Origin of the sequence: Flavobacterium sp. GSP6, assembly GCF_003984855.1 — a bacterium.
Lineage (GTDB): Bacteria > Bacteroidota > Bacteroidia > Flavobacteriales > Flavobacteriaceae > Flavobacterium.
This window is the reverse complement of record NZ_RYDO01000007.1, coordinates 112,319-131,868: the sequence shown is the minus strand read 5'-3', so window position 1 is coordinate 131,868 and position 19,550 is coordinate 112,319. Positions and strand designations below refer to the sequence as shown.

At 34.4% G+C, this 19,550-nt stretch carries 20 protein-coding genes; 7 read left to right on the top strand and 13 right to left on the bottom strand.

The genetic code is table 11. The features are described 5' to 3' along the window. Positions 1–203: 203 nt before the first annotated feature. Both rpsO and EKM03_RS09215 read right to left on the bottom strand, forming a co-directional pair. Positions 204–470 (bottom strand): 30S ribosomal protein S15, encoded by a 267-nt coding sequence (rpsO, locus tag EKM03_RS09220; protein ID WP_066079886.1) that lies wholly within the window; start codon positions 468–470, stop codon positions 204–206. Between the two features lie 112 nt (positions 471–582). Beyond that, positions 583–1,038 carry a GAF domain-containing protein gene (locus EKM03_RS09215; RefSeq protein ID WP_126461863.1) on the bottom strand — a complete coding sequence of 152 codons (456 nt, stop codon included), beginning with the start codon at positions 1,036–1,038 and terminating at the stop codon, positions 583–585. Between the two features lie 77 nt (positions 1,039–1,115). Between EKM03_RS09215 and xrtF the strand changes: the two genes are divergently transcribed. The 7 genes from xrtF to EKM03_RS09180 all read left to right on the top strand — a co-directional run bounded on the left by xrtF (position 1,116) and on the right by EKM03_RS09180 (position 6,893). Then, positions 1,116–1,661 carry an exosortase family protein XrtF gene (xrtF, locus tag EKM03_RS09210; protein ID WP_126461866.1) on the top strand — a complete coding sequence of 182 codons (546 nt, stop codon included), beginning with the start codon at positions 1,116–1,118 and terminating at the stop codon, positions 1,659–1,661. Then, positions 1,642–2,085 carry an exosortase F system-associated protein gene (locus tag EKM03_RS09205; RefSeq protein ID WP_126461877.1) on the top strand — a complete coding sequence of 148 codons (444 nt, stop codon included), beginning with the start codon at positions 1,642–1,644 and terminating at the stop codon, positions 2,083–2,085. The genes xrtF and EKM03_RS09205 overlap by 20 nt, the downstream gene beginning before the upstream one ends. 523 nt (positions 2,086–2,608) lie before the next feature. Beyond that, the gene (locus tag EKM03_RS09200; RefSeq protein ID WP_126562684.1) at positions 2,609–2,878 is read left to right on the top strand and encodes a hypothetical protein; all 270 of its coding nucleotides are present in this window, start codon (positions 2,609–2,611) and stop codon (positions 2,876–2,878) included. 213 nt (positions 2,879–3,091) lie between these two features. Continuing rightward, the gene (locus tag EKM03_RS09195; protein ID WP_126461880.1) at positions 3,092–3,496 is read left to right on the top strand and encodes a hypothetical protein; all 405 of its coding nucleotides are present in this window, start codon (positions 3,092–3,094) and stop codon (positions 3,494–3,496) included. 71 nt (positions 3,497–3,567) lie between these two features. Next, positions 3,568–5,580, top strand: a complete 2,013-nt coding sequence (locus EKM03_RS09190) for a TonB-dependent siderophore receptor (protein ID WP_126554722.1) — start codon at positions 3,568–3,570, stop codon at positions 5,578–5,580. A 15-nt stretch (positions 5,581–5,595) separates the two neighbouring features. Beyond that, positions 5,596–5,940: a metal transporter gene (locus EKM03_RS09185; protein ID WP_317125142.1), complete on the top strand. Its 345-nt coding sequence runs from the start codon at positions 5,596–5,598 to the stop codon at positions 5,938–5,940. A 272-nt stretch (positions 5,941–6,212) separates the two neighbouring features. Continuing rightward, on the top strand, positions 6,213–6,893 hold the full coding sequence (locus EKM03_RS09180; RefSeq protein WP_126461885.1) for a DedA family protein: 681 nt from the start codon (positions 6,213–6,215) through the stop codon (positions 6,891–6,893). A 73-nt stretch (positions 6,894–6,966) separates the two neighbouring features. Here EKM03_RS09180 and EKM03_RS09175 read toward each other — a convergent pair whose 3' ends face one another. From EKM03_RS09175 to glpK, 11 genes are all read right to left on the bottom strand, one after another. Beyond that, positions 6,967–8,955 (bottom strand): hypothetical protein, encoded by a 1,989-nt coding sequence (locus tag EKM03_RS09175; protein WP_233584080.1) that lies wholly within the window; start codon positions 8,953–8,955, stop codon positions 6,967–6,969. A 558-nt stretch (positions 8,956–9,513) separates the two neighbouring features. Then, positions 9,514–11,142 (bottom strand): chaperonin GroEL, encoded by a 1,629-nt coding sequence (gene groL, locus EKM03_RS09170; protein ID WP_126452813.1) that lies wholly within the window; start codon positions 11,140–11,142, stop codon positions 9,514–9,516. Positions 11,143–11,201: 59 nt separating this feature from the next. Continuing rightward, entirely contained in the window at positions 11,202–11,477 is a 276-nt protein-coding gene (gene groES / locus EKM03_RS09165; RefSeq protein ID WP_126452815.1) for a co-chaperone GroES, read from the bottom strand. 140 nt (positions 11,478–11,617) lie between these two features. After that, entirely contained in the window at positions 11,618–11,965 is a 348-nt protein-coding gene (secG, locus tag EKM03_RS09160) for a preprotein translocase subunit SecG (RefSeq protein ID WP_126461888.1), read from the bottom strand. Positions 11,966–11,968: 3 nt separating this feature from the next. Further along, positions 11,969–12,820, bottom strand: coding sequence for a tetratricopeptide repeat protein (locus EKM03_RS09155; protein WP_126461891.1), 852 nt, complete (start codon positions 12,818–12,820; stop codon positions 11,969–11,971). A gap of 103 nt (positions 12,821–12,923) precedes the next feature. Continuing rightward, complete coding sequence (locus EKM03_RS09150) at positions 12,924–13,427, bottom strand: LptE family protein (protein WP_126461894.1); 504 nt, start codon at positions 13,425–13,427, stop codon at positions 12,924–12,926. 91 nt (positions 13,428–13,518) lie between these two features. Beyond that, entirely contained in the window at positions 13,519–14,775 is a 1,257-nt protein-coding gene (locus EKM03_RS09145; RefSeq protein WP_126740229.1) for a sigma-54-dependent Fis family transcriptional regulator, read from the bottom strand. Between the two features lie 88 nt (positions 14,776–14,863). After that, positions 14,864–16,309 (bottom strand): tRNA (N6-isopentenyl adenosine(37)-C2)-methylthiotransferase MiaB, encoded by a 1,446-nt coding sequence (gene miaB, locus EKM03_RS09140; RefSeq protein WP_126563817.1) that lies wholly within the window; start codon positions 16,307–16,309, stop codon positions 14,864–14,866. Between the two features lie 161 nt (positions 16,310–16,470). Next, complete coding sequence (locus tag EKM03_RS09135) at positions 16,471–17,256, bottom strand: hypothetical protein (RefSeq protein WP_126461903.1); 786 nt, start codon at positions 17,254–17,256, stop codon at positions 16,471–16,473. Positions 17,257–17,279: 23 nt separating this feature from the next. Next, positions 17,280–18,011 carry an MIP/aquaporin family protein gene (locus EKM03_RS09130; protein ID WP_126740227.1) on the bottom strand — a complete coding sequence of 244 codons (732 nt, stop codon included), beginning with the start codon at positions 18,009–18,011 and terminating at the stop codon, positions 17,280–17,282. A gap of 18 nt (positions 18,012–18,029) precedes the next feature. Beyond that, on the bottom strand, positions 18,030–19,526 hold the full coding sequence (glpK, locus tag EKM03_RS09125) for a glycerol kinase GlpK (RefSeq protein ID WP_126461909.1): 1,497 nt from the start codon (positions 19,524–19,526) through the stop codon (positions 18,030–18,032). Positions 19,527–19,550 lie beyond the last annotated feature (24 nt).

Here is a 19,550-nt window from a genome sequence, read left to right as displayed (position 1 = left end):
TTAGTTGTGTTGTAGTTATTTTGCGTAGTTAATGCTTAAAACCCAATGAAAAACGAAACTTTTTTATTTGCAAATACAAATTGGTACTTACCTTATAATGCGGTCTTAATTCTAATCCCTTTTGTGTCAGGATTATAAAATGAACTTTGGACGCGGAAATATAAAAACAAAAAGAGGCACTCTCGCGCCTCTTTACATATTGATTATTTTCTGATATTCAATACTTTGATAATTTCACGGTATCTGTTGATTTCTGTTTTCTTCAAATAATCCAACAAAGATCGTCTTTTACCTACTAGCAAGACTAATGAACGCTCTGTATTATAATCGTGACGATTTTTTTTCAAGTGCTCCGTTAAGTGGCTAATTCTGAAAGTGAACAAAGCAATTTGAGCTTCTGATTTTCCAGTGTTTGTTTTTTCTCCGTGTTTAGCGAAGATTTCTTCTTTAATCTCTTTAGTTAAATACATTCCAATATTTGTTTAATGATTTTTATGTATGCCTTACAGCTATTGTAAGACGGGTGCAAAAGTAAAAAATAATTATGAATTATGAATTATGAATTATGAATTATTTTAAATCTTAATACAATTTTGCAATTTCCTCATTCACAAAGGCTAAGAACTTTTCGTCTTCTTTTGTAAATGGATCTATGACATGGCTGTCAATATCAATTTGTCCTATGTTTTCTCCGTTTACAAAAAGGGGTACAACGATTTCTGATTTCACGGTAAAACTACAAGCAATATAATTATCTTGCGCTGCAACGTCAGGAACTACAAAGTTTTCGTTTGAAACAGCCACTTGTCCGCAAATTCCTTTTCCAAAAGGGATTACCGTATGGTCTGTTGCTGCTCCCACATAGGGTCCTAAGTGTAATGTTTTAGACTCGTGATTTGCAAAATAAAATCCTACCCAATTATAATAGGCAACAGAGTTACTAAGCAGCTCACAAATAGACAATAGTTTTTCGTCTCTTGACAACGTTGTATTTAATGTGATTTCGGTTACTTTTGGTTGTAGTTCTTGAAATGTCATGTTTTTTTATTTTTATTTGTACAAAAGTATTTAAAGCCAGTTTTAAAAATTACATAAATTTGTTAAAAAAATAGATTTTGAAAAAATATTTTATTCTCTACAAGCCTTTTTTGATTTTTCTAGGTACTTTTTTTTTAACTTATATAGTGCTGACTTTTTTGTATCAGCGTTTTCTTAATGGTTTTGAAGAAAATCAAATAGATTCTGTTACCAGAATGGTAAGTGAAAATACAGAGCAAGTGCTGCAGTTATTTAATGATGAATCTTCAATTGAAGAGAGCACTGCATCTCCTTATATGAAGTTGTTTTATAACCAGAAATATGTAGCCCGAATTGTAGAAGGATGTAATGCAATTAGCGTAATTATTTTGTTTATTTCATTTGTCGTGGCTTTTTCTGGAAAACTACTAACGACGCTGCTTTTTATCTTTGGAGGAAGTCTGTTTATTTATGTATTGAATGTTTTGAGAATAGCTGTTTTAAGCGCACTTATTTTTTATTTTCCAAAACAGGAACCCTTCTTGCACGGAGTTCTTTTTCCTTTGTACATTTATAGTTTAGTTTTTGTATTGTGGTTAATTTGGGTTCGTAAATTTTCAAGATATGCTTCAAAAGATTCTTAATAACAAAGTTCGCGTACTGCAATTTCTTTTTTTTGTTGTATTGCTGGTGCTTGTTCGTGCTTTTGAAAATCAGTTGTTTTATGATCCTTTTCTGGATTTCTTCAAGAAAGATTTTGCGAAGTTACCGTTGCCAAGTTTCAATGCAGTCCAATTATTTTATGGGCTATTGTTTCGTTATACATTAAATACCGCTATTTCATTGGGGATTATTTATGTGCTTTTTAAAGAAATAATGATGGTGAAATTCGCCTTTGTGCTGTATTATTTTCTTTTTATGATTTTAATGGTTGCTTTTTTCTACATCATCTATTTTATTTGGGGAAACCACAATTGGATATTGTTTTATATCCGTCGGTTTCTAATTCAGCCTATTTTTTTATTATTGTTTGTTCCTGGATTTTATTATCAGAAACAAAATAAGTAGTCTTTTTTGTTTGTCTTCAATGTCGATTTAAGTATCTGTAAATCAAATTTCTATTGCTATTAAAATAGTGAAACATTCTGACTATATAGCCTAATTTAATTCGGATAAACTTAAAAAATCACTGATCAAATCTGGTGCTAGCATTATGGCGGTTGACGCAATTTTACAGGCTATAAAAAAGCAGATGTATGAGGGTATTTCTACAAAATAAATCTACAAAATGGCTTTTTCATTATTGAAGAAAAAGCTGATTTTCATGTCACACGTTATAATTTAAGAGAAACAATTGGACTCTTAAGTACTGCAGTTTTTTTTTGAAAAATATATAGGACGAATTTTTTCGCGTAGCATTATAAATCAATAAATAATTTGACCTTACAAGGTAAATGTGTCTCGCATGAAATAGATGTGCTGGTCAAAAAAACGAAACGATCGCTATGGTCGAATGTAAGTATCATACGGGTCGAGAGGTTGCTACGGATGTGAAAGTTCCGAGGTATATTCGGTCTCGTTTTAAATCCTTTTGGATAGCGTTAAAATTCAGGAAGAAGACAGAATCTCCAAGATCCCATATATTATTGATACTTCAATGGGAATCACTGCACTGAATATTTTTTCTACTAATAAAAAATGGCACAAGTTACCGCCGGGAGAATGTGCTGAAATGAGTAAAATGTTTTCATTAGTTCCGGATTATAAGGAAGCCATGGAGGGGATTTGTAATAATTACAGTGGGGTATCACGCCGAAGGAACACGAGAAAGAAAATTGATGCAAGGGGCAAAAGGAATTAATATTCGCGGGTAATATTATCCGGTAAAAGCAAAAATTCAGGAAATAAAAAGGTTGTCAGCGCATGGTGAAAATCAGCCACTGGATGAACTCCGTATCAAAGTCCAGGAAAAATATAGTTTTGAATGTAAAGTTCCTTTGATAGGACAAGAACTTGAATTGTAGATTTTAACTTGAATTTAGCTTTTGGAGTTTGATTAAATCACTACTTTTGCATGATGAAATTCAAAGGACTGGTTAGTGTTCTTCTTGCTTTTTTCCTATTGGTTTCCAATGTAGGAGTAGCATTTAATCTGCGTTATTGCGGAAATGAAATTTCGTCTATTACTCTTAAAACTCCTGTTGAAGATCAAAAATTAGAAAAAAAATGTTGTAATGTTGTTGAAAAAAAATCAAATTGTTGCGAAGACAAAGAGGTTAATTTTCAAAAGAAGACGGATAAATTAGTCCAAAAAACAGTTTCTGCCGATACAGATTTTACATTTTCAATAAAAGAATGGAATCCTTATGTCTTTTCATTTATTTCAAATTTTCAAAACAGCCAATTTACGTCGTATTGTTTCGATACAAATGCGCCGCTTTTTTTTAAATTATACCACCAATATATTTTCTACGCGTAGCTTTTAATGTTTTAGTAGAACTTGAATCACACTTTAGTGGTTTTACATTATTCTAACATTAAAAATCAATCATGCAAAAACAAATTTCAATATTTTTATTGTTTCTTTTATGTGCTTTTAATTCTTATTCGCAAGATACTTTGCAAGAGATAAAAATACAAGGCAGCAGCAAAAGTTTAAAAAAATCGTACAAACTAACAACTAATACTACAACACTGACAAGCAAAGAATTACTGAAAGCCGCTTGTTGCAATCTGGCAGAAAGTTTCGAAACAAATCCTTCAATTGATGTTAATTTTTCGGATGCTTTGACGGGAACGAAACAAATAAAAATGCTAGGATTGACGAGTCCTTACTTGATGATTACCGAGGAAAATATTCCTTCGGTACGTGGTGCTTCTCAAGCCTATGGGTTGTCATTTACACCAGGAACTTGGGTAGAAAGTATCCAAATTACCAAAGGTGCAGGAAGTGTTGTCAATGGCTTCGAAAGTATTTCGGGACAAATTAATACCGAATTAATAAAACCAATCAGCGATATTCCATTTTTTCTAAATGTCTATGGTTCGACAGATTCTCGATTTGAATTAAATACACATTTCAATACTAAAATTTCTGATAAATGGAGCAGTAGTTTATTTGTACACGGAAATACCAGAGTTGCAAAAAACGATATGAATGACGATGGCTTTCTTGATAATCCATTAGCAAAACAAATCAATGTTTTAAATCGGTGGCAATATACCAATGCCAAAAAAGGGTGGGTGAGTTTCATCAATTTCCGATATATGAATGATCAAAAACAAACAGGAGAATTAAATTTTGATCCGGATAGAGACAGGGGAACGACAAATTATTGGGGTTCCGAAATCAATACGGAACGTTTTGATGTTTCCGCTAAATTAGGCTATGTTTTTCCTGACATGCCATATCAAAGTATTGGTTTTCAGAATGCCTTTAACAGTCACGATCAAAACTCTTATTTTGGACTAAATCAATATAATATTGAACAAAAAAGTTATTATTCGAACCTGATTTTCAATTCGATTATTAATAATACAATGCATAAATTTTCTACAGGTCTAAACTTTACCTATGATAAATACGGTGAGTTTGTCAATGTGAATGATTACAGCAGAATTGATAACTCAGTAGGTGCTTTTTTTGAATATACGTATGATAATACGGAGAATTTTAGCGTAGTTCTAGGCGGCAGAATAGATAATCACAATCGTTTAGGGACTTTTGCTACGCCAAGATTACATGTGCGATACAATCCTTGGGAGAAAGGTGTTTTGCGATTTTCAGCAGGTAGAGGGAAACGAAGTGCTAATGTTTTTGCTGAAAACCAACAGCTTTTAGCTAGTTCAAGAACTTTTGAATTTTTAGATACCAAAGGAAAAATATACGGTTTAAATCCTGAAATTGCATGGAATTATGGATTGAGTTTTATGCAGGGTTTTTTGTTTTTTGGCAAAAGTGCTGATGTTGGTTTTGATTTCTACAGAACTGATTTTCAGAACCAAGCAATTGTTGATATAATGCAAAGTCCGCAACAGGTTTTGTTTTATAACTTGAACGGAAAATCGTATGCGAATAGTTTGCAAGTAGAATTTAATTATGAACCAATAAAGCGTTTTAATTTGAGAACAGCCTACAAATACTATGATGTTCAAACGGATTATTTATCAGGAACCTATCAAAGACCACTACAGGCAAAACATCGTTTCTTTGGAAATTTAGGATTTGAAACGCAAATATTAGAAGAAGGAAAACAATGGAAGTTTGATTATACGCTTAACTGGCTCGGAAAACAACAATTACCCAATACGTCAATCAATCCTGAAGTTGACAGGCTGCCTGAATTTTCACCTTCATTTTCTGTGATGAATATACAGGTTACACGATCTTTTTCTCCAACTTTCGAAATCTATATTGGCGGAGAAAACATTGGTAATTACAAGCAGGACAATGTTATCTTGGGTAATGAAAATCCATTTGGACCTACTTTTGACGCATCAATAGTTTATGGTCCAGTTTTTGGACAAATGTATTATGCGGGTTTACGTTTTAAAATTAAATAGGTTAAAAAAAATTAAATGATGAAAAATATAACACTAGTAATGTTACTGATTTTTGTTGGGTTTACGGTTCAGGCTCAAGAAGGGAAAAGCAAAAATGCTAAGGTTGAATTTCATGTGAGCGGGAATTGTGACATGTGCAAAAAGAGAATTGAAAAAGTGGCATTTAGTGTTTCTGGTGTGAAATCTGCCGAATGGCATATGGATTGTGGTACTTTATATCTGATTATAAACGAACAAAAAACGAATGTTCCAACAATTCAAAAAGCGATTGCGAAAGTAGGTCACGACACAGAGGGAGCCAGGGCTTTAAAGGAAGATTATGACAGTCTTCATGCTTGTTGTCAATATAAACGAAAATAATTTTAAAGAAACGCCAAAGTGAAAACTTTGGTTTTTTTAATGCCATACTTTAATTTTTTTTGAGTAAAAATTGTAGTTGTTAACTATGAAAAACGGTTATACACATAACTAAAATCAGGATTTTTATAAACAACTTTTGGCTGTAAATAATGTAAAGATAATTCTGCTACTTTAAATAGTTAATAAAACTTTAAAATAGTATCATAAATTGTGGTTGAGATATATTATCCGTACTTTCACGCACGAATAATTTTAGCATAAAACACCTTAGAATGAACGATTTTGATTGGAAGAATTTAATTGACCCACTTTTTTATATTCATTTTGATGTTAATGGAATTAAATTGGGTATTTATATAGTTTTATTTATTGTTTTTGCGGAGACGGGTCTTTTTGCAGGTTTTTTTCTGCCAGGAGATAGTTTATTGTTTTTGGCAGGAATTTACAGTCGCGAATTGATAGAGAATATTTTAGTTATCAATAATGATTTTCTAAATGTGGTCCTCCTATCCACACTTGTCGCATTGTCAGGAATTTTAGGAAACGTAGTAGGCTACTGGTTTGGTTCTAAAAGCGGGTATTATCTATACAACAAGGAAGATAGTTTTTGGTTTAAGAAAAAGTACTTGGTTCAATCAAAAGATTTTTTTGAAAAATACGGAGGTAAGGCAATTATTTTTGCTCGATTTCTTCCAATATTGAGGACTTTTGCACCAATAGTTGCCGGAATCGTTTCAATGGATAAGAAGAAGTTTATGTTTTATAATATTTTAAGTTCTTTTATTTGGTCGTTCACCCTAATTTTTGCCGGACATTATTTATATGGTTTTTTACTTGAGAATTATCAGATTGATCTAAAGGAGCATATCGAATTAATTGTATTGATTTTAGTAGGGATTACTGTTTTACCGGTAATTTATAAGTTTAGCAAAAAAGCTAAAGTTCAAGAATAAATCTAATTTAAAAATTAAAAATGCCACCAAATAATGTAGGACTATTTGGTGGCATTTTTAATAGTTCTTCGATTTACTTTAATTGAACCACTTTTTCTTCATGAAAAATTTGTCCGTCTGTAGTCATGCCCTCAATGATAATTTTGCAGTTTTTTTTGTTATAATCTAGAATATCAAATGTGAAATTACCGTTTGAATCTGAAATTGTTTTTGTAAACCAATTAATTGTGCCAAAATTATTAAAACCGTTACTAGAAGCATTCTCGTATTCTAAATTTTGAAAAGTACTACTTTTTGAAAATGCATCTTTTACAAAAAACGAATTTGGATTTGATTTTTTGGAGTGAGTATTTTGTTGTTTTTTGGTGTAAATTCTAATTATCCCAAGATTATTGTTACCGCCTGCCACTATAGCTAGAGCATTAATATAGATTTCATCAAGTTCATCCATTTTTAAAAATTCAAGTTCATAATAATCAAAGTAGAGTTGCCTATCATCAATATAAACAATAGGTGTGGGTGGTGGTCCTACACTTAATTGAGGCAATCTACTATATATATTTATCTTGCCAATGGTTCGATCTACCATGAACCCATTTTGTTCTATGAAATTTAAAATTCTTGAAGAGTTGTTGGTACTATCAATTTTATGACCACGAAGCATTCTGTTTGAAAGAATATTAATATGTGTTAATTGTTTTTTTTTGTTTTTTGACACAACTTCTTTAAGTTGAATGGCTTTTTCCTTAAAGTATGGTAAATCAAGATTTACGGTTTTAATAGTATCATTTTCTAAATTACAGTTCTTTTTAATAAGACCAGTAAAAACTTTATTATATAGTTTTTTTCTATTGACAACTTGTAGCGCTAATTTTGCATCAACATATTCAAAATTTGGTTGTTTATGCAAGGATAAATTAACATAAGTAGAATCTGTTAAAAGCAGATTTTGGAATTCGAAAGTACCATTTTCAGTGACATCAGCTGATGCCGTTATGAATTCTTTACTGCTTACTAGTTTTACTTTATGAAATGATTTACTTTTAAGTGGGTTAGCTACGGTTCCTTTTAAATTAATTCCAATGTCAAAAGTATAATGTGCAGTAGGTGGTTGCAGTTTCATGTAATCCCAATCATATTTTAGGCTTTCTTGATTCAGTAGAGCCAAATCTAATTCGTAATATTTTAATCTATTTACATCATTTAAATAATAATTAGAATTTAAAAGAGATGTCTTTAAATAAGGGTTGATAGTCAATCCTGCGATGATAGAATTGTTATCGTCGATACTTTTCGTTTCTACAGGCAAAACAGAAATACTAATCATATTATTAGTTGAATTGGAGAATGCGGCAAGTTTTATAATGTTTCCCTGTTGATTATTTTTTATAACATCATAATTATTTTTTGTAATTGGACTAATGTATATTTGTCTTTCAGACCATTGTTTTAATTCGTTATCAATTATTCTGATAGTATTAATTCCTGGATTTAGACCTGTATTATTGACAACAATTATTTGCTCTAAGTTATTAGGATTAATGTTTAAAGGTTCAACGATGAAATTTTGGTCTTGATGAATAACTAAATTTAATCCACGAAATTGTAAGCTATTGAAACTAGATTTATTTGTTTTTACTTTGATTTTAGTTTTGTTGTCTAGCATGAAGGAACTTGCTTCAATAGCAACGCCTATTAAATTAGCAGGGGGCAAATTATTTTCGATAATTTTGTCTTCATATTTCACTGCTACTGTTAGCACTTCTGTAGTTGGGATTGTGTGAAATTTTCCGAAGCCAAAATTATTTAATTTGACGGTTTGCAAAGCCTCTCCTTTGCTATTTTGTATAGTTGCTTCAAGATTTATAGGTGTATTATTATTGCAGTCTTTTACTTGTATCCCGATCGTATTTGAAACTCCGCTGATAAGATTTTTCCCTTCTGGATTTAGGTAAACTTTAAGTGTTTCTTTAACTATTTTTTCCGTATTCTGAATGCCTTGGTCTGGATTGATTATGTTTACTTTTACCAAAGTAGATTCATTTTCTGTAAAGTTGTTCATCCAGTTAGTATATACTTGGATGTAATAGTTTCCGGAGTCCAGATTAGGGCCAAGTTTAATATGACCCGAAAAAACACCATTATCAGCAAATACTAATTTTTCAGAGAGTTGTTTTCCTTTTTCGTCAAGTAATAGTACAAAAACATTGGAAGTGTAAAATGGTTTAGTAGTCTTTCTAGTAACTATGTATCCTTGATACCATATAGTCTCTTCGCTTAAGAATGTTGATTTATTTACATGAATATGGATTGCTTCTCTATCTAATTTAAAATAATTTTTAAGAACAACACCAATCTTTGATTTTACGGTTTCTTCATTATTCTGGCTAAACATAACTGAAGATACTAAAAAAGTAACGAATAGAAAAAAACGCCTTGGTTTTATCATAAAAAATAGATTGCCTTAGTTACTAATTTAGTAGTAAAAGTATGAAATTAATTCACTAATGCAATGTTAACTCTACAAAAACAATGAGCCCGAAATATAATCGAGCTCATTTTCTTTAAAAAATCTAAATATATTGGTTTGTTTTAAATTTTAATCTAAAAAGATGTATTGTTACATCATCCCTGGCATGCCGCCACCCATTGGGTTTCCACCACCATTATCTTCTTTAATATCAATCAAAGCACACTCAGTAGTCAATATCATTCCGGCAACTGAAGCTGCATTCTCTAAAGCTACACGAGTTACTTTTTTAGGATCAATAATTCCTGCTTTAAGCATGTCGACATATTCGTCTGTTTTTGCGTTATAACCAAAATCACCACTACCTTCAGCGACTTTTGCAACAACTACAGACCCTTCAAGACCTGCGTTTTCAACAATAGTTCTCAATGGAGACTCCACTGCACGAGATACAATTTGAATTCCGGTTGCTTCGTCAGCATTATCTGCTTTAATAGCACTAAGTGCATTTTTAGCTCTCAGTAAAGCAACTCCACCACCAGCAACAATTCCTTCTTCAACTGCAGCACGAGTAGCGTGAAGTGCGTCATCTACTCTGTCTTTTTTCTCTTTCATTTCTACTTCAGATGCAGCACCTACATAAAGTACAGCAACTCCACCAGCTAATTTAGCCAAACGTTCTTGCAACTTTTCTTTGTCATAATCAGAAGTGGTAGCTTCCATTTGACCTTTGATTTGGTTGACACGATTTTTGATCATATCCGCATCACCTGCACCACTTACAATTGTAGTATTATCTTTATCGATAGTCACTTTCTTAGCAGTACCTAACATTTCGATAGTTGTGTTTTCTAAAGTGTATCCTCTTTCTTCTGAAATTACAGTTCCACCAGTTAAAATAGCGATGTCTTCTAACATAGCTTTTCTTCGGTCTCCAAAACCAGGCGCTTTTACAGCGGCGATTTTCAAGGCTCCACGTAATTTATTTACCACTAGTGTAGACAATGCTTCCCCATCTACGTCTTCAGCAATAATCAATAATGGTTTCCCAGATTGTGCTACAGGCTCAAGAACCGGTAATAATTCTTTTAAAGAAGAAACTTTTTTGTCATATAAAAGGATGTATGGATTTTCTAGTTCTACCTCCATTTTTTCTGAATTGGTAACAAAATAAGGAGAAAGATATCCTCTGTCAAACTGCATGCCCTCAACAACATCAACATACGTATCTGTTCCTTTAGCTTCTTCAACAGTAATAACCCCTTCTTTTCCCACTTTTGCGAAAGCAGCAGCGATTAACTCCCCAATTACTTCGTCATTGTTAGCAGAAATTGAAGCGATTTGTTTGATTTTTTCAGAATCCGTACCTACTACTTTGGCTTGTTTAGCCAAATCAGCAACAATAGCATCAACTGCTTTGTCTATCCCGCGTTTCAAATCCATAGGATTGGCTCCGGCAGCAACATTTTTCAATCCTTCTTTTACGATCGCTTGTGCCAAAACGGTTGCAGTTGTAGTTCCGTCTCCGGCTAAATCATTCGTTTTAGAGGCTACTTCTTTTACCATTTGTGCGCCCATATTTTCTAGTGGGTCTTTCAATTCAATCTCTTTTGCTACAGTTACACCATCTTTAGTAACGGTTGGTCCGCCAAAAGCTTTTCCAATAATAACATTACGACCTTTTGGCCCTAGCGTTACTTTTACTGCATTTGCCAATGCATCAACACCACGTTTTAATCCGTCACGTGCTTCTATATCAAATTTTATATCTTTTGCCATTTTAAATTTTGTTTAATGTTTATTTGAAGGGACAAGTCACGACTTGTCCGTACTTTAATTTAGATAATTGCAAGAATATCGTCTTCACGCATGATCAAATAATCTTTTCCTTCTAGTTTCAATTCAGTACCAGCATATTTTCCGTACAAAACAGAATCACCAATTTTCACTGTCATAGTGTGGTCTTTTGTTCCGTTTCCTACAGCAACAACAGTTCCTTTTTGTGGTTTTTCTTTGGCAGTATCAGGGATGAAGATTCCTGACGCCGTTTTTGTTTCAGCAGCAACGGGCTCGATAAGGACTCTGTCTGAAAGAGGTTTAATGTTTAAATCCATGATTTTATATTTTTTAGTATTCAATATTAATTAATAAAGATGAAGATTTCAGAAATTGTGCCATCTTAATCAAACTGACACATTTTCTTATAAAAAATGCCAGCTTTGACAGGCTGGCATTTAGAATATGTAGAAGTGATTTATTTTACTGGATTTGTAGCTGCAGGTGTGTTTTGAGCAGGTACTGCTATAGGAGTAGTTGTGTTTGGTGCAGCGGTTCCCATATTGTCAATGATTTTAGAATCAGTATCACTTAATGTTCCTGTAAAGCTCAAGCTTGAAAGTAATATAAGTGCGATTAATATAGTTGCTAATGTCCAAGTGCTTTTGTCTAAAAAGTCAGTTGTTTTTTGTACCCCGCCTAACATTTGAGAACCACCTATTGTAGAGGATAATCCACCACCTTTAGGGTTTTGAACCATGATTACTACGATTAATAGAAAACAAACTATAGTTATTAAAACTAAAAAAATTGAAAATGTGCTCATTGTTTAATTATTATTATGTTGTAAAATCTTAATATCCGTTATGCGGTCTGCAAAGAAACTACTTTTTTCTGGATATTTCAAAATTAATATTTCATAAGCTTGTATCGCTTTTTGATATTTTTTTTGTTCCAAGTAAACTCGGGCTAAAGTCTCGGTCATCAAGTACGAGTTATCTGGTGCATTTAGGTCTAAGGATACTGAGGAAGCAGCGCCGTGTTTTACAGGAGAAATCTTTGGACTTGTTTCTATAAATTTATTGATTAAGTCTAATTTTTTTCTTTTCTCCTCGTCCATTGGAGCATCCGGTTTTTTAGAATCCTCATTCTCTCTTTCTATAGGTTCTGTACGAGAGAGCTGTAGCCATTCTTGGAAGGAATGTTGTTCTTTTGCCGAAAAATCCAACGGTTTTCCAAGATCCATTTTTTCTGCTATTGGTATAGAATTCGTTTGGATTGGGGCGGTTGGAGAAGCTTCCTTTATTGAGGTAAGAATGGATTGTTCTAAAGGATTTAATTTGGGTTCTTTTTTTTCTTGAAACGAAATAATTTCACTTTCAACTACCGGAATGTCAAGGATTTCAAGTGCTTTTTTAGTAAAGAGACTTTTGTGAATTGAAGTAAAAACATCGGAGGTAATAAAGTCAAATAAAATGGATCTGTCCGTTGTATAAGCAGCCGTTATTTTTAAAGCACCATTGTATTTATAACTGTTCTCATTGTACAGGCCTTTTAGGTGAAGTGCTCTGGCGCTCTGAAAATAAGGAAATTCGTTTAATACTTTTTCCAAAGCTTCTGTTTGCTTTTGATGTACAACATCAGGTTTGTTAATCAAATAAGTATAATCAGTTACATTCATTTTTCAAGTGTTCGATGTTCAGTAATCAATGTTCAACAATCAGGCTTCAAGTTTTAGTATATTGCACTGAATACTAAAAACTGCCAACTGGATATTTCTTTATTTACCATTTAGCCAGAGATTCATTAAATATATCTTGTGTTATTCTTTCAAAAATATCTTTTAAAGCAGCATTCAAGGTTGCGCCTGTCAATTGTTGTTGTGCAGGATAATCAAAGAAAAAAGTAAATGGTTTTTCAAAATCATCTGTTTCTTTTTTCTTATTGGTAAAACGAACATTCACACGAATTGTCAAACGGTTTTGAGAAGCTTGCTGGTCTGCCGTTGCTGTCATAGGGCTAATTCTGTAATCAACAATTTCTCCTTCATAGGTTAAATCTGCACCATTTTGTACCAAGTTTAAATTGGTTTGATTCTGAATCAAATCTTGAAGTTCTAGTGTAAATGTCCGGTCAATTCCGGGTTCAATTAATTCAGCATTATTCTGAAAAAAGCCCACTTGAAATGTTTCAGCATCAATTTTCCCCGTCCCTGTAAAGTTGTAAACCGAGCAGCTGTTGATGCTTATTATAAGTACGGAGAGAAGTATACGTTTTAGATATTTCATTTTATTTTTTAAAAATTGCTTCGCCGGCTCACCAATGTTCGGGTCAAATATATTCATTTTCAATTAAACAAGTTGTATTTTTCGGACTACATTATAAATCAAATTGTTTGATTTTCCGGTATAAAGTTCTTTCGGAAATTCCCAATTCATCTGCAGCGGCTTTTCGTTTTCCTTTATTTTTTTCTAATGATTTCTTAATCATTTCTATTTCCTTTTGTTCCAGACGCAAGGTTTCCTCTTCTTCGACAGTTTCGGCAAAAAGATAAGTATCATCCCTTTCCTGATAAGCGTTGTCATTGTTTTTTACAGCTATTAAAGTTGCTCTTGGTTCTTCTTCAAAATCAATTTCACTATCATTTTCCTTAGATCCATATATTTTCTTGATCAAGTTTTGATTTGTTTCCTGCACTTTAGAAACGCCATTCTGGATGAGTTCTAAGGTTAGTTTTTTTAAATCATTTAGATCGCTTTTCATATCAAAAAGTACTTTGTACAAAATTTCTCTTTCGGTACTAAAATCACTTTCGTTTTTTTGGTCTTTAATAACGGAAGGTAAATTGTTTCCTTGTACGGGTAAATAGGATTGTAATGTCACTGCGGATATCTCTCTGTTGGTTTCTAAAACGGATATTTGTTCCGCTACATTTCGCAATTGTCGGATGTTTCCGCTCCAACGAAATTTTTGCAATAATTGCACAGCACTTTCATCCAGTTTCAAAGGAGGCATTTTATATTTATGGGCAAAATCAGCGACGAATTTCCTAAACAATAAGTGAATATCCTCTTTTCGATCGCGTAAAGGGGGCAAAGTAATATCCACTGTACTTAAACGATAATAGAGGTCTTCACGGAATTTCCCTTTTTCGATAGCATCAAATAAATTGACATTTGTGGCCGCCACAATTCTGACATTTGTTTTTTGTACTTGTGAAGAACCTACTTTTATAAATTCACCATTTTCAAGAACACGCAACAAACGCACTTGGGTGGTCAAGGGTAATTCGCCCACTTCATCCAGAAAAATAGTTCCTCCATCAGCCACTTCAAAATAACCTTCGCGAGTTCCTGTTGCTCCGGTAAAAGCGCCTTTTTCATGCCCAAAAAGCTCACTGTCAATGGTTCCTTCTGGAATGGCGCCACAGTTTACAGCTATGTATTTTCCGTGCTTTCTGTGCGAAAGCGAATGAATAATTCTGGGAATATTTTCTTTTCCAACTCCGCTTTCTCCGGCTACCAAAACGGTAATGTCAGTAGGAGCAACTTGAATGGCTTTTTCTATCGCACGATTAAGCTTCGGGTCATTCCCGATAATCTCAAATCGTTGTTTAATATTTTGAACTGATTCCATATTGTTATTGCGAGGCACGAAGCAATCTCATTTATAATTACTTAAACTCTTTTATTTCTAATGAATTAAAAATTAGCCACTAATTTTATTAATTCATTTCACTCAAACCAACCGCTTTCCCTTTCAAAGTGCCGCTTGTACAACTTTCAACTTTAACCAAAACAAAATCCCCAATTTTATAATTCTCCTTTGGGAAAACTACGGTAGTACTTTGTGAATTTCTGCCGGAAAACTCCTCAGTCGATTTTTTCGAAACTTTTTCTACTAAAACTTCTACGGTTTGTCCAATGAATTCTTCACTGCGGAACCAAGCATGTTTTTGTTGTAAATCGACAATTTCTTGCAGTCTTCTTGCTTTTGTTTCATCGGTAACATCATCTTCCATTTTTCTTCCAGCCAAAGTTCCCGGACGTTCGGAATACGAATACATATACCCAAAATTATATTTCACATATTCCATTAAACTCAAGGTGTCTTTATGGTCTTGTTCGGTTTCTGTAGGGAAACCAGCAATCATATCCTGTGAAATGGAACCATTTGGAATAATAGTCCTGATTTTGTCAATCAAAGTCATGTACTCTTCACGCGTGTGCAAACGGTTCATTTCTTTCAGAATTCTATTGCTTCCAGATTGGACAGGCAAGTGAATGTGTTTGCAAATATTAGGATGTTTTGCAATCACGTGCAACACACTTTCATGCATATCCTGCGGATTAGAGGTTGAAAATCGAATACGCATTTTAGGAAAACCTACGGCTACCATTTCAAGGAGTTGGTCAAAGTCAACAGCAGTTGCTTTTTGCATTTTGGTAGCGTTCTCAAAATCTTTTTTTAATCCGCCGCCGTACCAAAGAAAACTATCCACATTTTGTCCCAAAAGTGTAATTTCTTTGAAGCCTTTGTCCCACAAATCCTGAATTTCTTTCATGATACTTTGTGGTTCACGGCTGCGTTCGCGTCCTCTGGTAAAAGGTACCACACAAAACGTGCACATATTATCGCAACCACGAGTAATTGAAACCAAAGCCGTAATTCCGTTGCTCATCAATCGAACAGGAGAAATATCGCCATAAGTTTCATCCTTCGATAAGATCACGTTAATGGCATCACGTCCTTCTTCTACTTCTTGCAAAAGGTTCGGCAAATCTTTATAGGCATCAGGACCTACAACGAGGTCAACAATTTTCTCTTCTTCCAGAAATTTACTTTTCAAACGTTCTGCCATACAGCCCAAAACGCCCACTTTCATCTTTGGATTAATGCGTTTTACGGCATTGTATTTCTCTAGACGTTTGCGAATTGTTTGCTCTGCTTTATCCCGAATAGAACAGGTATTCACCAAAACTAAATCGGCTTCTTCCAGAATTTGCGTCGTATTATATCCGTTTGAGGATAATATAGAAGCTACAATTTCACTATCCGAAAAATTCATTGCGCAACCGTAACTCTCAATAAAAAGTTTCTTCGTGTTCTCGGGTTTATTTTCTAAAACAAGACTTTCTCCCTGCTTGCTTTCTTCTATTATCTTTTCCATTGCATATTTTCAAAGTGCAAAGATAACGCAATTGAAATAAATATGACAAGATGTCAGATTAAGAATTAACACTATTTTGGGTTTTAATTTTGGAATAACGAAAACGTTCTTTTGTTTCTAAAAGAACGTTTTCGTTATCAAACCAGGTGTTGTTGTTGTAATTAGAACAATACCACACCCAATTGAATTCGGGCAATTTTAAGGGCTGGATTCCACATGGCTACTGCGGAAACAGGAAGTTTGTAATTTAGAATGTGAATGTTTTTATACGCCCTGATTCCGGTATTTACAATATCAAAATTACTGTTGGGATCATTTGTATATAAATGGGATTCTCCGTTTAAGGCAAATCCGGCTCCTAAATAGGCCTCTAAAGTGATTTTTTGATTTTTCAATAACGGATATCCTAATTCAACATAGGTGGAATATCTGTTTTTATAATCGAGGTTATTCATTAATTCACGATCATTACCGTAAAGCAGAAAATCAGCTTCTATCCGCAAAGGAAATCGGTCAGGAAATTGATAGGATGTTCTTAAGTCAAGAATGTGCGTGGTTGTTTTTCGATCGTAATTAAAAACGGCAGGGTTTTCAATATTTGTAGTATTGAATAGGTCCCATAAGGCGATTGAAAAACCATTTTTTTTGTATTGAATGTAATAATCAATTTCTTTGTACTCGCCATCAAACCCATTCCCGCCCCAAAGACCCACGGTTAGATTTCGTTTTTTGTCCAAAGCATAATGAATGTTTCCCATGGCAGTCATGCTTCCGTTGATAACCAGTCCTCTCCAGAGGTGGCTCGTTTTTAATTCTACATCAAAATCTAGTCGGTTCGTTTTTGTGTTTGCTACAGCTGCTGGAATGGTATCGGCAACAGGAGTTTCTTGGGCATATCCAGCTAGCCCTATAATAGAGATTATAGTGGTGAAAAATAATTTTCGCATGATTTTACTTTTAAAAAAGAAGGTTAGAGAAGTAACATATATAAGGTTGCGGCCAAACAGGAACCTATTATAGGGCCAACGATAGGAACCCAGGCATACCTCCAATCGCTGCTGCCTTTTATGGGTAAAATAGCGTGCATGATTCGAGGTCCCAAATCTCTTGCAGGATTTATAGCATACCCTGTGGTTCCTCCCAAGGATAATCCTATAGCCCAAACTAAAATAGCGACCGGTAAAGCGCCAACAGTTCCAAGTCCAATTGCAGCGCCAGTATCAGAACTCATGATCAGCTCTGGACCGGCAATATAGAATATCACGAAAATTAATACAAAAGTGGCGATGATTTCACTCATTAAATTGGAGGAGTAATTCCGAATCGCGGGTCCTGTGCAAAAACAAGCAAGTTTTCCGCCTTCATCTTCTGTGGCTGCAAAATGATCTTTATGGGAAAGCCAAACTAAAAAGGCTCCCAGCATAGCTCCAATGAATTGAGCCAAGATGTAGGAGGCAACCTGTGACCAGGCAAATTTTCCTATGAGTGCTAAGCCTAAGGTGACAATAGGATTTAAATGCGCACCGCTAATCGGACCGGCAACAGCAACGCCTACAAAAACGGCAAAACCCCATGCTGTACTGATGACAATCCATCCGGAATTATTTCCTTTGGTTCCTTTAAGAGCTACATTGGCAACTACGCCATTACCTAATAAAATCATTAGCATGGTACCGAGAATTTCTGCAATAAATGGAGTCATAATGTATGGTTTTAATGATTAATTTTCTATCCAGTTTCCAGCTCGGCCTACCGCTTTATCCCAGTTTTTTACCAATTCAGTGACAGTGTCTCTGGGCATTTCGGGTGAAAATTCACGGTCTATTGTCCATTGTTTTTGTAATTCATCTACGCTGTCCCAATATCCAATAGCTAAACCGGCTAAATAAGCTGCTCCTAGGGCTGTTGTTTCTAATGTCTTTGAGCGAATCACTTTGAAATTAAAAAGATCCGATTGAAATTGCATCAATAAATTATTTGCAACTGCTCCGCCATCCACTCGTAGTTCTGTTCCTTTTTTTTCAAAATCGGCCTCCATGGCTTTTGCTAAATCATAGACTTGATACGCTATTCCTTCAAGAGTTGCTCTCGCAATGTGCGCGTTTGTGGTTCCTCTGGTTATCCCAACTATGGCTCCTCGAGCGTATTGGTCCCAGTAAGGAGCTCCTAGACCTGTTAATGCGGGAACAAAATACACACCTCCGTTGTCCGGAACGCTGGCTGCTAGTTCTTCAATTTCATGGGCAGCATCAATCATTTTAGCACCATCTCTTAGCCATTGTACGGCCGCACCACCCACAAAAACACTGCCTTCCAATGCATAAGTTGTTTTTCCGTTAATTTTCCAGGCTATGGTTGTTAATAAATTATTTTTAGAATAAACGGGCTTTTCGCCAGTATTCATTAGCATAAAACAACCGGTTCCGTACGTGTTTTTTACCATTCCGGGATTGATACACAACTGTCCAAAAAGAGCTGCTTGTTGGTCTCCTGCAACGCCTGCTATAGGGATTTTTGTAGAAAACAGCGTGGTTGAGGTTACTCCATAGACCTCACTACTTTGTTTTATTTCTGGCAATATCGATTGCGGGATATCGAATAAATTTAATAATTCCTGGTCCCATTCTAAAGTATGAATGTTTAACATCATCGTACGACTAGCATTAGAAACATCAGTCATGAACATTTTACCTCGGGTCAATTTCCAAATAAGCCAAGTGTCGACAGTTCCAAAACACAATTTTCCTTGTTCTGCTTTTTCACGAGCCCCTTCCACATTATCTAAAATCCATTTTAATTTTGTGGCAGAAAAATAAGCGTCTAAAACCAGTCCTGTTTTTTCTTTGATCATATCTCCGTGCCCTTGAGCTTTCAATGCGTCACAATATTTTGCAGTTCTCCGGTCTTGCCAAACAATGGCATTATAAATTGGAATACTGGTTTCTCTATCCCAAACAATTGTGGTTTCTCTTTGATTGGTGATGCCAATGGCGGCGATTTCTTTTCCTGAGATTCCTACTTTTGCAATAACTTCAGCGGTTACGCTCATTTGTGAGGACCAGATTTCGTTTGGATCGTGTTCTACCCATCCTGGTTTTGGGAAAATTTGTTCAAAAGATTTTTGAGACACGTTGACAATTTCTCCATCGTGGTTGAAGACAATTGCCCTGGAGGAGGTAGTTCCTTGGTCAAGGGCAAGAATTAGTTTGTTTTTCATTTTGGGTGTTTTTATGTTAATAGA

What these genes read in the sequence shown, in the direction of transcription:
- rpsO (WP_066079886.1), bottom strand. Translation starts at nt 470, where the DNA reads ATGTATTTAACTAAAGAGATTAAAGAAGAAATCTTCGCTAAACACGGA.
- EKM03_RS09215 (WP_126461863.1), bottom strand. Translation starts at nt 1,038, where the DNA reads ATGACATTTCAAGAACTACAACCAAAAGTAACCGAAATCACATTAAAT.
- EKM03_RS09205 (WP_126461877.1), top strand. Translation starts at nt 1,642, where the DNA reads ATGCTTCAAAAGATTCTTAATAACAAAGTTCGCGTACTGCAATTTCTT.
- EKM03_RS09195 (WP_126461880.1), top strand. Translation starts at nt 3,092, where the DNA reads ATGATGAAATTCAAAGGACTGGTTAGTGTTCTTCTTGCTTTTTTCCTA.
- EKM03_RS09190 (WP_126554722.1), top strand. Translation starts at nt 3,568, where the DNA reads ATGCAAAAACAAATTTCAATATTTTTATTGTTTCTTTTATGTGCTTTT.
- EKM03_RS09185 (WP_317125142.1), top strand. Translation starts at nt 5,596, where the DNA reads ATGATGAAAAATATAACACTAGTAATGTTACTGATTTTTGTTGGGTTT.
- EKM03_RS09180 (WP_126461885.1), top strand. Translation starts at nt 6,213, where the DNA reads ATGAACGATTTTGATTGGAAGAATTTAATTGACCCACTTTTTTATATT.
- EKM03_RS09175 (WP_233584080.1), bottom strand. Translation starts at nt 8,955, where the DNA reads ATGAACAACTTTACAGAAAATGAATCTACTTTGGTAAAAGTAAACATA.
- groL (WP_126452813.1), bottom strand. Translation starts at nt 11,142, where the DNA reads ATGGCAAAAGATATAAAATTTGATATAGAAGCACGTGACGGATTAAAA.
- groES (WP_126452815.1), bottom strand. Translation starts at nt 11,477, where the DNA reads ATGGATTTAAACATTAAACCTCTTTCAGACAGAGTCCTTATCGAGCCC.
- secG (WP_126461888.1), bottom strand. Translation starts at nt 11,965, where the DNA reads ATGAGCACATTTTCAATTTTTTTAGTTTTAATAACTATAGTTTGTTTT.
- EKM03_RS09155 (WP_126461891.1), bottom strand. Translation starts at nt 12,820, where the DNA reads ATGAATGTAACTGATTATACTTATTTGATTAACAAACCTGATGTTGTA.
- EKM03_RS09150 (WP_126461894.1), bottom strand. Translation starts at nt 13,427, where the DNA reads ATGAAATATCTAAAACGTATACTTCTCTCCGTACTTATAATAAGCATC.
- EKM03_RS09145 (WP_126740229.1), bottom strand. Translation starts at nt 14,775, where the DNA reads ATGGAATCAGTTCAAAATATTAAACAACGATTTGAGATTATCGGGAAT.
- miaB (WP_126563817.1), bottom strand. Translation starts at nt 16,309, where the DNA reads ATGGAAAAGATAATAGAAGAAAGCAAGCAGGGAGAAAGTCTTGTTTTA.
- EKM03_RS09135 (WP_126461903.1), bottom strand. Translation starts at nt 17,256, where the DNA reads ATGCGAAAATTATTTTTCACCACTATAATCTCTATTATAGGGCTAGCT.
- EKM03_RS09130 (WP_126740227.1), bottom strand. Translation starts at nt 18,011, where the DNA reads ATGACTCCATTTATTGCAGAAATTCTCGGTACCATGCTAATGATTTTA.
- glpK (WP_126461909.1), bottom strand. Translation starts at nt 19,526, where the DNA reads ATGAAAAACAAACTAATTCTTGCCCTTGACCAAGGAACTACCTCCTCC.